18 protein-coding genes are annotated in these 15320 nt (G+C 65.8%); 11 read left to right on the top strand and 7 right to left on the bottom strand.

All coding sequences use genetic code 11. The features are described from left to right. The first annotated feature begins 156 nt into the window (after positions 1-156). From AB3G45_RS15715 to AB3G45_RS15760, 10 genes are all read left to right on the top strand, one after another. Positions 157-732, top strand: a complete 576-nt coding sequence (locus tag AB3G45_RS15715) for a hypothetical protein (RefSeq protein WP_367831462.1) — start codon at positions 157-159, stop codon at positions 730-732. Between the two features lie 69 nt (positions 733-801). After that, positions 802-1635, top strand: a complete 834-nt coding sequence (locus AB3G45_RS15720; protein WP_367831463.1) for an RNA methyltransferase — start codon at positions 802-804, stop codon at positions 1633-1635. A 16-nt stretch (positions 1636-1651) separates the two neighbouring features. Next, entirely contained in the window at positions 1652-2413 is a 762-nt protein-coding gene (murI, locus tag AB3G45_RS15725; protein WP_367833594.1) for a glutamate racemase, read from the top strand. Between the two features lie 37 nt (positions 2414-2450). Further along, the gene (locus AB3G45_RS15730; RefSeq protein WP_367831464.1) at positions 2451-2729 is read left to right on the top strand and encodes a type II toxin-antitoxin system RelE/ParE family toxin; all 279 of its coding nucleotides are present in this window, start codon (positions 2451-2453) and stop codon (positions 2727-2729) included. Positions 2730-2742: 13 nt separating this feature from the next. Next, the gene (locus tag AB3G45_RS15735; RefSeq protein ID WP_367831465.1) at positions 2743-3030 is read left to right on the top strand and encodes a HigA family addiction module antitoxin; all 288 of its coding nucleotides are present in this window, start codon (positions 2743-2745) and stop codon (positions 3028-3030) included. Between the two features lie 130 nt (positions 3031-3160). Beyond that, complete coding sequence (locus tag AB3G45_RS15740) at positions 3161-4672, top strand: DUF87 domain-containing protein (protein WP_367831466.1); 1512 nt, start codon at positions 3161-3163, stop codon at positions 4670-4672. 220 nt (positions 4673-4892) lie between these two features. Further along, entirely contained in the window at positions 4893-5510 is a 618-nt protein-coding gene (gene rpsD, locus AB3G45_RS15745) for a 30S ribosomal protein S4 (protein WP_367831467.1), read from the top strand. Positions 5511-5584: 74 nt separating this feature from the next. After that, a complete protein-coding gene (locus tag AB3G45_RS15750; protein ID WP_367831468.1) occupies positions 5585-6514 on the top strand; it encodes a glutaminase in 930 nt (309 codons plus the stop codon). Between the two features lie 31 nt (positions 6515-6545). Continuing rightward, the gene (gene ttcA / locus AB3G45_RS15755; protein ID WP_367831469.1) at positions 6546-7427 is read left to right on the top strand and encodes a tRNA 2-thiocytidine(32) synthetase TtcA; all 882 of its coding nucleotides are present in this window, start codon (positions 6546-6548) and stop codon (positions 7425-7427) included. Continuing rightward, the gene (locus tag AB3G45_RS15760) at positions 7414-8235 is read left to right on the top strand and encodes an inositol monophosphatase (RefSeq protein WP_367831470.1); all 822 of its coding nucleotides are present in this window, start codon (positions 7414-7416) and stop codon (positions 8233-8235) included. Before ttcA ends, AB3G45_RS15760 begins: the two co-directional genes overlap by 14 nt. Positions 8236-8440: 205 nt before the next feature. Here the strand turns inward: AB3G45_RS15760 and AB3G45_RS15765 are convergent, their stop codons facing one another. From AB3G45_RS15765 to AB3G45_RS15790, 6 genes are all read right to left on the bottom strand, one after another. Then, positions 8441-9646, bottom strand: coding sequence for a multidrug effflux MFS transporter (locus AB3G45_RS15765; protein WP_367833595.1), 1206 nt, complete (start codon positions 9644-9646; stop codon positions 8441-8443). A gap of 128 nt (positions 9647-9774) precedes the next feature. Then, positions 9775-10110, bottom strand: coding sequence for a Grx4 family monothiol glutaredoxin (grxD, locus tag AB3G45_RS15770; RefSeq protein ID WP_367831471.1), 336 nt, complete (start codon positions 10108-10110; stop codon positions 9775-9777). Positions 10111-10261: 151 nt separating this feature from the next. Beyond that, on the bottom strand, positions 10262-10522 hold the full coding sequence (locus AB3G45_RS15775) for a hypothetical protein (protein WP_367831472.1): 261 nt from the start codon (positions 10520-10522) through the stop codon (positions 10262-10264). 9 nt (positions 10523-10531) lie between these two features. Beyond that, positions 10532-10765, bottom strand: a complete 234-nt coding sequence (locus tag AB3G45_RS15780) for a BolA/IbaG family iron-sulfur metabolism protein (RefSeq protein WP_367831473.1) — start codon at positions 10763-10765, stop codon at positions 10532-10534. A gap of 19 nt (positions 10766-10784) precedes the next feature. Next, complete coding sequence (gene purL, locus AB3G45_RS15785) at positions 10785-13022, bottom strand: phosphoribosylformylglycinamidine synthase subunit PurL (RefSeq protein WP_367831474.1); 2238 nt, start codon at positions 13020-13022, stop codon at positions 10785-10787. Positions 13023-13127: 105 nt separating this feature from the next. After that, complete coding sequence (locus AB3G45_RS15790; RefSeq protein WP_367831475.1) at positions 13128-14546, bottom strand: PLP-dependent aminotransferase family protein; 1419 nt, start codon at positions 14544-14546, stop codon at positions 13128-13130. Between the two features lie 95 nt (positions 14547-14641). Between AB3G45_RS15790 and AB3G45_RS15795 the strand changes: the two genes are divergently transcribed. Beyond that, positions 14642-14857: a DUF1127 domain-containing protein gene (locus AB3G45_RS15795; RefSeq protein WP_367831476.1), complete on the top strand. Its 216-nt coding sequence runs from the start codon at positions 14642-14644 to the stop codon at positions 14855-14857. Between the two features lie 10 nt (positions 14858-14867). Here AB3G45_RS15795 and AB3G45_RS15800 read toward each other — a convergent pair whose 3' ends face one another. After that, a complete protein-coding gene (locus AB3G45_RS15800) occupies positions 14868-15260 on the bottom strand; it encodes a hypothetical protein (protein WP_367831477.1) in 393 nt (130 codons plus the stop codon). Between the last annotated feature and the right edge of the window lie 60 nt (positions 15261-15320).

Here is a 15320-nt window from a genome sequence, read left to right on the forward strand (position 1 = left end):
CTCTGGCCCTATAGCACTCGACGCCCCGAAGGCAAAGCCAACCAATTGCCGAGACGGTTTATTTTCGTTCGGCTTGAGAATAAGTTTCGCCGAAATTCCGTTTCAGGAAACCATCCGGCGGCCCGTCCGGTCCGCCGTCATCCAATGGAGAATATGATGTCGCGTTTCGGTCTCGTGGCGCTTGCCCTTCTCGTTCCCGTCGGCGCGCAGGCTGCCGATTTCAAGGCGCCCGTCGCCGATGTCATGGCCGCCGCCACGACCAACTGGCAGGATCTGGGCACCGACTTGGACACGCCGCCGCCCTATGCCGACTATTTTTCCGAGGATTTCCTGAAGCGTCTCTACAGCCGGGACTTCGCCGAAAAATACAGCCAGGCGGCGAAATTCCCCGCCTATGACGACGGCGGCTCGCCCTTCGACTACGACCCGATCATCGGCGGCCAGGACGGCTGCGCGCTGAAGGACGTTACGACCGCCGAGGGCCAGCCGGCAAACGGCGCGCAAGACGTGACCGTGACCTTCGACAACAGCCATTGCTTCGGCGAGCGGGCCGGCGACTGGCAGCCGGAAAAGCTGGTCTTCAAGATGATCGAGGAGGACGGAAGGGCGGTGATCGACGATATCGAGCGGCCGAGCTTCGAGGAGGGCGCGTCGCTGAAGAAGGAAATGGTGGAGATCGCCGAGGCCGGCGCCAATGGCGGCAGCGGCAGCGCCACCGAATCCCCCGAATGAGCGGCTTCATGCTTTTCATTTGCCGCTTATTGTGCGAGTGAGGCCCGAACTTTCCAGGGATATTTGGGCATGGCAGGCACGAACAGCGAACGCACGCTGATCGCCGAAGGACCGGCGATCATCCTCGTTCATCCGCAACTCGGCGAGAATATCGGCATGGTGGCGCGCGCCATGGCGAATTTCGGCCTGGCCGAACTGCGCCTCGTCAATCCGCGTGACGGCTGGCCGAGCGAGAAGGCGATCTCCGCCGCCAGCAAGGCCGATCACGTCATCGAGGCGGCGAAGGTCTATCCGTCCCTGGAGGCGGCCGTCGCCGATCTCGAATTCGTCTATGCGACGACGGCGCGCGATCGCTACGGCTACAAGGAGGTCCGCTCGCCGGTCGTCGCCGCCGACGACCTGCGCACGCGCTTTCGCGCCGGGGAAAAGACCGGCATCCTCTTCGGCCGCGAGCGCACGGGGCTCACCAACGAGGAGATCGCGCTGGCCGACGAACTGGTGACCTTCCCGGTCAATCCCGCCTTCGCCTCGCTCAACCTTGCCCAGGCCGTGCTCCTCATGAGCTACGAATGGATGAAGAGCGGCCTTGCTTCCGTCGAGGAGACGCCCTTCGACGCGCTGCCGCAGCGCCCGGCGAAGAAGGAGGAGCTGCAGGGCCTCTTCGACCATGTGGAGGAGACGCTGGATGCGCGCGGCTATTTCCGGCCCGCCGAAAAAAAGCCCAAACTGGTGGAGAACCTGCGCGCCATCCTGACGCGTCCTTCCTTCACCGGCACGGAGATCCAGGTCATGCGCGGCATCATCTCCTGCCTCGATCGCTTCACGCGCGAATCGCCGCGCGGCGCGGCCAACCCGAACCGCACCCGCAACCGCCGGCCCAAGGTGCCCCGTGGCGACGACTAGCCCGAAACCCATCCTGATGTTCGACAGCGGCATCGGCGGCCTGACCGTGCTGCGCGAGGCGCGCGTGCTGATGCCCGAGCGGCACTTCACCTATGTCGCCGACGATGCCGGCTTTCCCTATGGCGGCTGGGAAGAGCCGGCGCTGAAGGCGCACATCGTCGACCTCTTCGGAAAACTGCTCGCCGAGCACGATCCGGAAATCTGCGTCATCGCCTGCAACACCGCCTTCACGCTGGTGGGTGGCGACCTTCGCGCCGCATTCCCCGGCATGCCCTTCGTCGGCACGGTGCCCGCCATCAAGCCCGCCGCCGAGCGCACGCGCTCCGGCCTCGTCTCGGTGCTTGCGACCCCCGGCACGGTGAAGCGCGCCTATACGCGCGACCTCATCCAGTCCTTCGCCAGCCAGTGCGACGTGCGCCTCGTCGGCTCGGAAAACCTTGCCCGCATGGCGGAAGCCTATATCCGCGGCGAGACCTTTTCCGACGCGGCCGTGCGCGCCGAGATCATGCCGTGCTTCGTCGACGAGAACGGCCGCAAGACGGATATCGTCGTGCTCGCCTGCACGCATTATCCCTTCATGGCCAACCTCTTCCGCAAGCTCGCCCCGTGGCCCGTCGACTGGCTCGACCCCGCCGAGGCCATCGCCCGCCAGGCCCGCCGCCTCGTGCCGCCATTGGAAACGCTGGCGCCCGGCGAGGACATCGCCGTCTTCACCTCCGGCAGGCCGGATTTCTCGACGCGGCGGCTGATGCAGGGATTCGGGCTCCGGGTCGTTTGAATCTTGTATCGCGTATCGATACGCGATACATTGCGCCATGATCGTCAGTTTCCGGCACAAAGGCCTGGAACTCTTCTACATGTCGGGTTCGACGAAGGGGATCCAGGCATCGCATGCCGCCAAGCTGGGGCGTATCCTCGGCTTGCTGGATGTCGCGAGTTCGCCGGCCGACGTCAACCTGCCGGGCCTCAGGCTTCATCCCCTCAAGGGAACGATGAAGGGATATTGGTCGGTCTGGGTGAACGGCAACTGGCGGGTGACGTTCCGCTTCGTCGGGGCGGATGTCGAACTGGTCGACTATCAGGACTATCATTGAAAGGATCGCGGCGATGATGAAATTTCCTCCCCATCCCGGCGCATTGCTCCGCGAGGACGTGCTTCAGCCGCTCGGCCTGTCGGTGACGGATGCGGCCGGCCGGCTCGGCATGTCCCGGGTCGCTCTTTCGCGCGTGCTCCATGGCCGCGCCGCCGTCAGCCCCGACCTTGCCCTGCGCCTTGAGCGGGCGGGGGCCAGCACGGCGCGCGCCTGGCTTGCCATGCAGGCCAATTTCGATCTGGCGCAGGCGATGCAGCGCGGCCAGCCCGACGTGCAGCCGCTGGACGACAAGGCTGCCTGAGCGCGGCCATGGCGAGAACCTTGTGGATTTTTTCACAAAGCCGGGCGTGACGCCCGCGGATTTCGTGTTAGGGCTTGCCGGTTGTCCGGTGGCGGCCGGCGAATCAGGAATTTTTTGAACGAGGAACGGGATGAAGGTCGGCATCGACATGGGAACGGTGCAGGGCGGCGCACCGGCCAGGCTCGATATCGAGGAACTGCTGGCGACGCGCCTGCTCGTGCAGGGCAATTCGGGCTCGGGAAAGTCGCATCTCCTGCGGCGCCTGCTCGAACAGTCCGCGCAATGGGTGCAGCAGGTCATCATCGATCCCGAAGGGGATTTCGTCACGCTCTCCGACCGGTTCGGCCATGTCGTGGTCGATGGCGAACGCACGGAAGCCGAGCTTGTCGGCATCGCCACCCGCATCCGCCAGCATCGCGTCTCCTGCGTGCTCTCGCTGGAGGGTCTTGAGGCTGACGAGCAGATGCGCGCGGCCGGCATCTTCCTCAATGCGATGTTCGATGCGGATCGCGACTATTGGTATCCGGTGCTCGTCGTCGTCGACGAGGCGCAGCTTTTCGCGCCCGCCGTCAGCGGCGAGGTCTCCGAAGAAGCGCGAAAACTCTCGCTCGGCGCGATGACCAACCTGATGTGCCGCGGCCGCAAGCGCGGCCTTGCCGGCGTCATCGCCACGCAGCGCCTCGCCAAGCTTGCCAAGAACGTCGCGGCCGAGGCCTCCAACTTCCTGATGGGCCGCACCTTCCTCGACATCGACATGGCGCGCGCCGCCGACCTTCTGGGCCTCGACCGCCGGCAGGCGGAAATGTTCCGCGACCTGCCGCGCGGCTCCTTCGTGGCGCTCGGCCCGGCACTGTCGCGCCGCCCGTTGCCGGTGGAGATCGGCGCGGTGGAAACCTCGGCGCGCTCGACCAGCCCCAAGCTGATGCCGCTGCCGGATGCGCCTCAGGATGTGGAGGACCTGATCTTCACGCCCGACCCGGAGGAGTTTTCCCGACCGCTCGTCCGCCGCGCGCCGCCGGCGCCGCGCCCGACGACGGATATCCTCGCCGAACTGTCGCGCGCGCGGCCGGAGCCGATGCAGGCGGAGGCGAAGGCTCCGGCACCCGAGATTTCTGCGCAGGAGCGGGAAGGCCTGCTCGACCAGGCGCTCGCCGAAATTCTCGCCAATCCCGACGCGGCCTTCCGGGCCGATGCCGAGCTTTTCCAGGATTTCCTCGTGCGCTGCCGCATCCGCCGCGTGCCGGGCGCGCCGCTGTCGCTTTCGGCCTTCCGCCGCAAGATGGCGGTCGCGCGCTCCGGCGTCGATGCCGAGACGGCGGCGACGGAAGTCTGGGGCAGGGCGCTCGATCTGTCGCGCAGCGTCACCGAGGATTTGCAGGGCGTGTTCCTGCTCGTCGCGCAGGCCGCGGTGCGCGGGCTCTCCTGCCCCTCGGATGCCCGGATCGCCCGGGCCTACGGCACGCATTCGGCCCGCCGGGCGCGGCGCCTGCTCGGCTATTTCGAGGAGCAGGGGCTGGTGGTGGTGCACAGCGATCTTGCCGGCCACCGCATCGTTGCCTTCCCGGATCTGAACTGCGAGACGCTGCCGGGCGACGCCAACGGGCCGGACCTTGCCGATTCCCACCGCGATGCGGCGGAATAGGCGGATTTTCCGGGTCTTGCTCGTTGACAGTCCTGTAAAACTCCCCTAATGACCCGCCAGCGCCGGGCAGAAATGTCCGGTGTTTCATTTGACATGTCCCGTGGATTCTCCGGTCGCGATCGTGAGAAGCCTGTCGGAACCCGAAAGGTTCAGAGGAGGGCGTGTTTCCTTCAGCCGGCCCGGCAACGGGCAGGCGATAACAAGACTTAGAGGAAATGCGATGAGCAAGCGCGCTGCATCCAAGTACAAAATCGACCGCCGCATGGGCGAAAACATCTGGGGCCGTCCGAAGTCCCCGGTCAACCGCCGCGAATACGGCCCGGGCCAGCACGGCCAGCGCCGCAAGTCCAAGCTTTCGGACTTCGGTGTTCAGCTCCGCGCCAAGCAGAAGCTTAAGGGCTACTACGGCGATATCCGCGAGAAGCAGTTCCGCGCGATCTTCGCCGAAGCCGAGCGCCGCAAGGGCGATACCCCGGAACACCTGATCGGCCTGCTCGAATCGCGTCTCGACGCGATCGTCTACCGCGCCAAGTTCGTTCCGACGGTCTTCGCTGCCCGTCAGTTCGTCAACCACGGCCACGTCAAGGTCAACGGCGTGCGCGTCAACATCGGTTCCTACCGCTGCAAGCCGGGCGACGTCATCGAAGTCAAGGAAAAGTCCAAGCAGCTCGTCACGGTTCTCGAATCCGTTGGCCTGGCTGAACGCGACGTTCCGGACTATATCGAAGCCGACCACAACAAGATGACCGCGACCTTCGTTCGCGTTCCGGTTCTTACCGACGTGCCCTACGCCGTCGTCATGGAACCGCACCTGGTCGTCGAATTCTATTCGCGTTAATTCGCGGGCGACACCTTGCGCAATCTGAAAAAGCCGCCAAGAGATTGGCGGCTTTTTCTTTGGGGGGAAATCGCATGACGGATTTGCAGGGCATCGTCGAGGAGATTCACGCGGCGCTGTCGCCACGGCGCGGCGAGGGCAAGGTGGCGGACTACATTCCGCAGCTTGCCCATGTGGACCCCAGGAAACTCGGCATCGCCGTGGTGACGACCGACGGCGCGGTGCATCTTGCCGGCGACGCGGAGGAGGCCTTCTCCATCCAGAGCATTTCCAAGGTCTTCACGCTTACGCTGGCGCTCGGCAAGCACGGCGAGGGTATCTGGAAGCGCGTCGGGCGCGAGCCGTCGGGCTCGGCCTTCAACTCCATCGTCCAGCTCGAGCACGAGGGCGGCATTCCGCGCAATCCCTTCATCAATGCCGGCGCCATCGCCATCACCGACCTCGTGCTTGCCGGGCACACGCCGAAGGAGGCGATCGGTGAGATCGTGCGGTTCCTGCGCTATCTGGCGGACGAGGACGACATCATCATCGACCAGGATGTGGCGCGCTCGGAGCAGGCGACGGGGTTCCGCAATTTCGCGCTCGCCAATTTCATGCGCTCCTTCGGCAAGCTCGACCATGCCGCCGAACTGGTGCTCGGCGTCTATTTCCATCAATGCGCGCTGGCGATGAGCTGCCGGCAGCTTGCCAAGGCGGGGCTGTTCCTCGCCAACAGCGGCACCAATCCTTTGACCGGCCACCGCGTCGTCCCGCATCTTCGGGCGCGGCGTATCAACGCATTGATGCTGACCTGCGGCCACTATGACGGTTCGGGCGATTTCGCCTATCGCGTCGGCCTGCCGGGCAAGAGCGGCGTCGGCGGCGGGATTTTCGCCGTCGCGCCCGGAAAGGCGTCGGTCGCCGTCTGGTCGCCGGGGCTCAACGAGAACGGCAATTCGCTGCTCGGCTCGCTGGCGCTGGAAATGCTGGCGGCGCGCACCGGCTGGTCCGTCTTCGGGGCTTGATTGTGCGGCCGGTTCGGGGCATTGCAGGCCCATGACGGCAACTACGACCCTGGCTTTTGCTGATACCGACGACGACGCACCGGATGCCGGCCGCCATCGGCTCTTTGCGGATGCGCCCTCCAGCGTCTCCTTCAACAAGCTGCGCAAGCGCCTGCTCCGGCAGGTGCGGCAGGCGATGGACGATTTTTCCATGCTGAAGGGCCAGAAGCGCTGGCTCGTCGGCCTTTCGGGCGGCAAGGACAGCTACGGCCTGCTGGCCCTGCTGATGGACCTCCAATGGCGCGGCCTGCTGCCGGTCGAACTCATCGCCTGCAATCTCGACCAGGGCCAGCCGAATTTTCCGAAGCACATCCTGCCGGATTACCTGAAATCCATCGGCGTCAGGCACCGCATCGAATATCGCGACACCTATTCCATCGTGAAGGAGAAGGTGCCGTCGGGGGCGACCTATTGCTCGCTCTGCTCGCGGCTGAGGCGCGGCAATCTTTATCGCATCGCCCGGGAGGAGGGCTGCGACGCGCTGGTGCTGGGCCATCATCGCGAGGACATTCTCGAAACCTTCTTCATGAACTTCTTCCACGGCGGGCGGCTTGCCGCCATGCCGCCAAAACTCCTGAACGACGAGGGCGACGTCATGCTGCTGCGTCCGCTCGCCTATGCGGCCGAGGACGACCTTGCGAAATTCGCCGCCGCCATGCAGTTCCCGATCATCCCCTGCGATCTCTGCGGCTCGCAGGACGGCCTCCAGCGCAATGCGATGAAGGCGATGCTGGCGGATATCGAAACGCGCATGCCGGGCCGCAAGGACGCCATGCTGCGCGCGCTCGGCCATACCAACCCGTCCCATCTTCTCGACCCGAAGCTTTTCGATTTCTCCTCCCTCGAAACGGTAAGGCCCCATGACGACGATTGACATCAATGCCCTCGCGCTCGTGCTTGCACAGGCGGCGGCGGCGGAAATCCGCCCGCGCTTCCGCGCGCTCGCCAAGGGCGACATCCGCACCAAGGCAGACGCCAACGACCTGGTGACGGAAGCCGACGAGGCGGCCGAGCGCTTCATCAGCCGCGAAGTGGCGGCGCAGTTCCCGGGCGTGCTGTTCGTCGGCGAGGAGACGGTCGCGGCCGATCCGGCGCTCCTGCCGAAGCTCAAGGATGCGGACCTTGCCATCGTCGTCGACCCGATCGACGGCACGTTCAACTTCGCGACCGGCGTGCCGCTCTTCGGCGTCATGGCGGCGATCGTCTCCGGCGGCGAGACGGTCGGCGGCATCATCTACGATCCGATGGGCGACGATTTCGTCATGGCGGAAAAGGGCGGCGGGGCCTGGCAGACCGGCGACCATCGCCCGGCCGTGCGGCTGAAGGCGCGGGGCGGCGCGCCGCTGGAGGCCATGACCGGCATGGCCTCCACGAGCTTCCTCGACCGGGAGCGCCGCGCGCGCGTCCTGTCGAACCTCGCCAAGGTGGCCTTCGTCTCGAACTACCGCTGCGCGGCGCACGAATACCGCACCTTCGCCGGCGGCAACCTGCACTACCTGATGTACAACAAGCTGATGCCCTGGGACCACCTTGCCGGAACGCTGATCTCCCAGGAAGCCGGGGCCTATGCCGCCCGCTTCGACGGTTCGCCCTACAGGCCGCACCATGTCGAGGGCGGCCTGCTGGTCGCACCCGACAAGGAGAGCTGGGAGATGCTGCGCCGCGAGGTCTTCGTCGACTGAGCAGATTTTTCTCAAGGAAAAGGCCCGGCTGCATCCGCAACCGGGCCTTTTCTCTGTCGCCGTACTTCTCCTCCTGTCATCCTCGGGCTTGACCCGAGGATCCATTGGCGCTTGCGGCGTGGATGGTCGGATCAAGTCCGACCATGACGGAAGAGAGGCATGGCGTCCTTCTTGTTCGTACTTTGCCAAAGGAGAGGCATGGCCTTCAAACCGGCTGGTTGTGCGGCTGGAACAGTTTTCCGCGCTCGGCGATCAGGACGAAGACGAGGCCGATGATCGACAGCACGAAGAAGCCCATGACCAGCGGCAGGGCCGTGCCGTTGAAGGCCTGGCCGATGATCGCGCCCAAAATCGTGCCGCCGGCGGTGCCCATGAAGCCGAGCACCGAGGAGGCAGTGCCGGCGACATGGCCGAGCGGCTCCATGGCGAGCGAGTTGAAGTTCGAGCCGATCCAGCCGAACTGGAACATCGACAGCGCGAAGAGCACGATGAAGATGGGGAAGGGCAGGTGCGGCGTCCAGACGAGCGTCAGAAGCAGCCACAGCGCGTTGACGCCGAGGAAGCCCATCAGCGCGCCGTGCGACAGGCGCCGCATGCCGAACCTGCCGACGAGCCGCGCATTGACGAAGGACGACAGCGCCATGAAGGCGGCGACACCCGCGAAGGCGACCGGGAACCAGACGCCGAGCCCGTAGATGCCGACATAGATCTGCTGCGCCGAGTTGATGAAGCCGAACAGCGCGCCGAAGATGAAGGTGCTGGCCAGCGTGTAGCACAGCGCGACGCGGTTCGTCAGGACGATGCGGAAGCCTCCGAGGACCGAGCGCACCGTGAAGGGGCGCACATCCTCGGGATGGAGCGTTTCCGGAAGGCGGAGATACATCCAGGCCCAGACGGCGGCGGCCATGACCGCCATGAACACGAAGATGAGGTGCCAGTCGCCGAACAGCATGACGACCTGGCCCGTGCCCGGCGCCAGCACCGGAACGACCATGAAGACCATCATGATGAGCGACATGACCTCGGCCATCGCGCGCCCGCCGAACACGTCGCGCACGATCGAGATGGTGATGACGCGCATGGCGGACGAGCCGATGCCCTGGATGAACCGCAGCGCCAGAAGCGCGGCGAAGCTCGGCACGAGGATCGCGGCGAGCGAGGAGACGATGTAGATGGCAAGGCCGACGAACATGGGGATGCGTCGCCCGAACCGGTCGGAGATCGGCCCGTAGACGAGCTGCGCGAAGGCAAAGCCGATCAGGTAGGCGGAGATGACATACTGCCGGTGGTTCTCGTTCTCGACGCCGAGGCTGGCGCCGATTTCCTGGAGGCCGGGCAGCATGATGTCGATGGCGAGCGCATTGAGCGCCATCAGCAGCGCCATGAGCGCAATGAATTCCATCTTGCCCATGCCTTTGAGGCGCTGGGCCGATTCGGGGGAAAGTCCGGACATAATCAATTGTTCCATGAAAGAGATAAGGCGCCGCAGCGATGCGGCGCCTTTGAAAAGCTTGGGGCCTTCGCAAAGACCGTTAAGCGTCAGGCAGCGCCCTTGATCGAAATACCCTGTTCCTGGAGGTGCGACTGCAACTCGCCCGACTGGAACATCTCGCGCACGATGTCGCAACCGCCGAGGAACTCACCCTTCACGTAAAGCTGCGGGATGGTCGGCCAGTTGGAATAGTCCTTGATGCCCTGGCGGATGTCGGCGTCGGCCAGCACGTTGATGCCCTTGTAGCCCACGCCCACATAGTCGAGGATCTGCACGACCTGACCGGAGAACCCACACTGCGGGAATTCCGGCGTGCCCTTCATGAACAGGACGACGTCGTTCGTCTTCACTTCGTTTTTGATGAAATCGTGGATGCCACTCATAGCCGTATTCCCTAGCAAATCGGCTTCAAGGGCCGATGCGATGAACCATTCGCCCTAGATAACAACCTCGGGTGCCAAATGCCAGAAGCCCCGCGACAAAAAATGCAAGGGGCTTCCTTACCATTTCCGGGGTGTTGCGCGGGGGACGCGCCTAACGCGCGCGCTGGCGCGAGCGGCTTGCCGCCGTGCGACGGCGGCTCACCTGTTTTCTCGGGCGCTTGGCCGTCTTCGTTGCCGGCTTCAGCGCGGCCTCGATGATATCGCCAAGGATCCCGCCGGACGGCTTCTTGCGCGTCGTCGTCCTGCGGCGCGTGCGCTTGGTCGAGGCCTTGCGCACGCCGGTCTTCTTCAGCACCTCCTTGAGGGCCGCATCGACCACGCCGCTGACGAGTTCCTTGAGGAGATCGACCATGGTCGGATTCTACTCCGGGATCGAGGTCTGCAGGGCGAGGGCGTGCAGAATGCCGCCCATATTGCCCTTCAGCGCGTCGTAGACCATCTGGTGCTGCTGTACGCGGGTCTTGCCGCGGAAGGCTTCCGCGACGACTTCGGCGGCGTAGTGATCGCCGTCGCCGGCAAGATCGCGGATGACCACCTTCGCTCCGGGAATGCCGGATTTGATCATGTCTTCGATATCGCCGGGTGACATAGCCATGTGAACTGCTCCCTTATCGTTATTCCGCGGCGGCAGCGGCGGTGCCGTTGCCATCCATGAAGTCAGGGAACCACGATTCATGGGTGTCGCGCAATTGCTCAATCGGCAGCGACAGGAGGCCGTCCACCACGAGCGCATCGCCGCCGACCGTGCCGAGGCGGCGGAACGGCACGCCCGCGCCTTCCGCATTGGCGCACAGGAAATTCGCAAGATCGGCCGGGACGGCGAGGACATAGCGCGCCTGGTCTTCGCCGAAGAGCAGCGCATGGGCCGGGCCGTTCGCCGTGGAAAGATCGACCTTGGCACCCTTGCCGGAGGCCATCGTCATTTCCGCGAGCGCGACGGCAAGGCCGCCCGACGAGATGTCGTGGCAGGCCGTGACCTGGCCGTTGCGGATGGCCGAGCGCACGAAATCGCCGTTGCGGCGTTCGGCGTGCAGGTCCACTTCCGGCGCCGGGCCGTCGATAAGGCCGAGCACGTCGCGCAGATAGACGGACTGGCCGAGATGGCTGCCGTCGACGCCGATCAGCACGAGCTGGTCGCCGTCCTTCGCGCCGCCGATCTTCGCCATGACCGACCAATCGGGCAGGAGGCCGACGCCGGCGATGGTCGGGGTCGGCAGGATGGCGATGCCGTTCGTCTCGTTGTAGAGCGAGACGTTGCCGGAGACGATCGGGAAGTGGAGCGCGCGGCAGGCTTCGCCGATGCCCTGGATGGCCTTGACGAACTGGCCCATGATCTCCGGCTTTTCCGGATTGCCGAAATTGAGGTTGTCGGTGGAGGCGAGCGGCTCGGCGCCGGTCGCAGTGATGTTGCGCCAGCATTCGGCGACGGCCTGCTTGCCGCCCTCGAACGGATCGGCCTCGACATAGCGCGGGGTGACGTCGGAGGAGAAGGCAAGGGCCTTGCTGGCATGGCCTTCGACGCGCACGACGCCGGCGTCCCCGCCGGGGATCTGCAGCGAGTTGCCCTGGATGAGCGTGTCGTACTGCTCGTAGACCCAGCGGCGGCTCGACTGGTTCGGCGAGCCGACGAGCTTCAGCACCGCCTCGCCATAGCTGGCGGGCTCGGCGACGAGGTTGGCCGGCAGCGGCGCGGGCTTGCCCGGCTCGCGCCAGGGGCGATCGTATTCCGGCGCCTGGTCGCCGAGGTCCTTGATCGGCAGGTCGGCGACTTCCTCGCCCTGGTGCAGGATGCGGAAGCGCAGGTCGTCCGTCGTCTTGCCGACGATGGCGAAGTCGAGGCCCCACTTGACGAAGATCGCCTTGGCGACCTCTTCCCTGGCGGGTTCCAGAACCATGAGCATGCGCTCCTGGCTTTCCGACAGCATCATCTCGTAGGCCGTCATCTGTTCTTCGCGCACCGGCACGAGATCGAGGTTCAGCTCGATGCCGAGGTCGCCCTTGGCGCCCATCTCGACGGCCGAGCAGGTGAGGCCGGCCGCGCCCATGTCCTGGATGGCGATGACGGCGCCGGTCTGCATCAGTTCGAGGCAGGCTTCCAGCAGGCACTTTTCGGTGAAGGGATCGCCGACCTGCACGGTGGGGCGCTTCTCTTCGATGGATTCGTCGAATTCGGCCGAAGCCATGGTGGCGCCGCCGACGCCGTCGCGGCCGGTTTTCGCGCCGAGATAGACGACGGGCAGGCCGACGCCCTTGGCTTCGGACAGGAAGATGGCGTTGGATTTCGCAAGGCCGGCTGCAAAGGCGTTGACGAGGATGTTGCCGTTGTAGCGCGGATCGAACTCGACCTCGCCGCCGACCGTCGGCACGCCGAAGGAATTGCCGTAGCCGCCGACGCCGGCGACGACGCCCGAGACGAGGTGGCGGGTCTTCGGATGGTCGGGCGCGCCGAAGCGCAGCGCGTTCATCGCCGCGACCGGGCGCGCGCCCATGGTGAAGACGTCGCGCAGGATGCCGCCGACGCCCGTCGCCGCACCCTGGTAGGGCTCGATATAGGACGGGTGGTTGTGGCTCTCCATCTTGAAGACGACGCAGTCGCCGTCGTCGATATCGACCACGCCGGCATTCTCACCCGGGCCCTGGATGACGCGCGGACCCTTGGTCGGCAGCGTGCGCAGCCAGCGCTTGGAGGACTTGTACGAGCAGTGCTCGTTCCACATGGCCGAGAAGATGCCGAGTTCCGTGAAGGTCGGCTCGCGGCCGATCAGCGAGAGGATGCGGTCGTATTCATCCGGCTTCAGCCCATGGGCGGCAATCAGCTCCGGGGTGATCGGGCGGGTGTTCGAAATGGTCATCGTCGCTCGTCTTGTCGTGGAGGGCAGGATTGCGGTCTCTTTAACCTATGCCGCCGGGCAGTGCGACAGGAAAATGACCCCGATCACAGGCGAAACCGCGCGGTTTCAGGCCGGGCTGTCATAGCCCGTCGGGCCGTGGGCGATGAGGCGGCGCAGCCGCGTCAGGCCGGTGACGACGTCCGCGCGGCTTTCCGGCGAGGAAAGGCCGATGCGCACGCGGTAGAACGTCCTCTCCGAGCGGCCGGCCTTGAACTCGTCCTCGTCGTCGATGAGGATGTCCTCTGCGAAAGCCGCCTGGCGGAACGTGCCGGACAGCCACGGGTCCGGCAGCTTCAGCCAGAGGAAGGGCACGCGCGGGTGCGAATTGAAATCGAGCCCTGCGAAGATTTCTCGCGCATGCGCCTCGCGGACCTCGACCTCCGCGGAGACCTTCGCCCGGATGGCGTCCGCCGTGCCCGACAGCACCAGCCGGGCGCCGAGTTCGGCAAGCAGGTAGGGCAGGCCGCCGCTCACCATCTTGTGGGCGATGCGCACGCGCTGGGAAAGGTGCGGCGGGCAGGCGATCCAGCCGCCGCGCACGCCCGCCGCCACGCTCTTCGACAGGCCGCCGACGAGGAAGGTCCGGTCGGGCGCGATTTCGGCGAGAAGCGGAATGCCGGCGTCGATCGTGCCGCCATAGAGATTGTCCTCGATGAGGAAGACATTGTGCCGCCGGGCGATGGCGGCGATGGCGCGGCGCCGCTCTTCCGGCATGATGGAGAGCGTCGGGTTCTGGCCGGATGTCATGAGGAAGGCGAGCTTCGGGTGCTGCTGTACGCAGACGCGCTCGAAATCCTCCGGGATCACGCCCTCCGCATCCGATTCGACCAGCACCGTCTGGCGGCCGATGAGGGCGGTGCCGCGGCTCACCTGCGAATAGGTGACGTGTTCGAAGACGATGCGGTCGCCGGGCGCGGTGATGACCGAGACGGCGGCGATGACGGCGGCATGGGCGCCGAGCGTCGGCACGATGCTCTCGATCGCCGGCTGCCAGTCGTCGCGCCTCAGCCAGCGCCGCCCGGCCTCCAGCCATTGCGGCGGGAAATTCCGGGTATAGCTGGCGATCTCGTTCGCCTGCTCGCGGCAGATGTCGGCGAGGATGTCGGTGACCGCGCCCGACTGGCCCACATCGGTCGCCGCCGTCGTGTCGAAGCGCAGCTTGCCGGGCGGCGCATTGGCAGCGCGGGTGCCGACCAGCCTTGCGCTGACCGGATCCAGCGCCGCCGCATCGTCTCCTTCCGTCGAGCCGAGCACATAGGTGCCGCGGCCGACCTCGCCGCTGACGAGGCCGCGTTCGCGCACCATCGTATAGGCGCGGCTGACGGTGCCGATGGTCACGCCGATATCGTAGGCGAGGTTGCGCTGCGGCGGCAGCTTGCTGCCGGAGGCGAGCGCGCCGGTGCTGATCGCCTGCTCGATCTGGTCGGCGATGCGCACATAAAGGGGGCCGTCGGAGGCCTGCAGATCGGGAAGCCAATTTGTCATGGTGTCAATTCCTAGATTGCACCGCGGATGAAGTCAATTATTTCCTGAATGCACCGCTCATTGTGGCGGGTCGCAATGCTTCAGGAGAGACGATCATGGCAATCGATACAATGTCCGCGACGGAGGCATGCAATCGGCCCGGTGGCCTGCGTGCAATGCTGCATCGCGCCTGGGGCGCATGCCACGCCTGGAGCATCACGCGGCGCACGCGCCATGCCTTGCTGGAGATGACGGACGAACAGCTTCGCGACATCGGCCTCAGCCGCGCCGAGGCGACGCGGGAGATCCGCAAATCGATCTATTGGGATTGAGGGCGGGCGGTCAGCAGCCCTTGCCGCCGCCGGCCCAGCGCCTGACGTCGGCCGTGATGCGCGCACCGGCGGCCTCGGCCATCAGCGGGCCGAAGGCATCGAGCTTCGCCGGATTGCCTTCCGCCTGCACGACGAGCAGCGGGCGCGATTCCGGCGAGTTGCGGTGGACGACGAGGATGCGCGGGCGGCCGGAGAAGGAATTCAGCTCCGGCGCGAGGCGGTAGGCCTTGAAGGCCGGATCGCCCGACTTGAACCAGCAGCCATTGGCGCCGAGCGCGACACGCTCCATGGTCGGCAGGGCGCCGCCATCGACCTTCGGCGCGGGCGGCGTCGCCTGGCAGGCCGCCAGGGCCGCGACGGACAGCAGCGGCAGGAGAAGCTTGGCGGCGGGGCGAGAGCGCATGGAAGGCCTTTCGGGGATGGACAGGCGCTCTTGATAGCAGCCGGGCGTTAAGAGAGCCTG

Origin of the sequence: Shinella sp. S4-D37 (genome assembly GCF_040812195.1) — a bacterium.
Classification (GTDB): Bacteria; Pseudomonadota; Alphaproteobacteria; order Rhizobiales; family Rhizobiaceae; genus Shinella.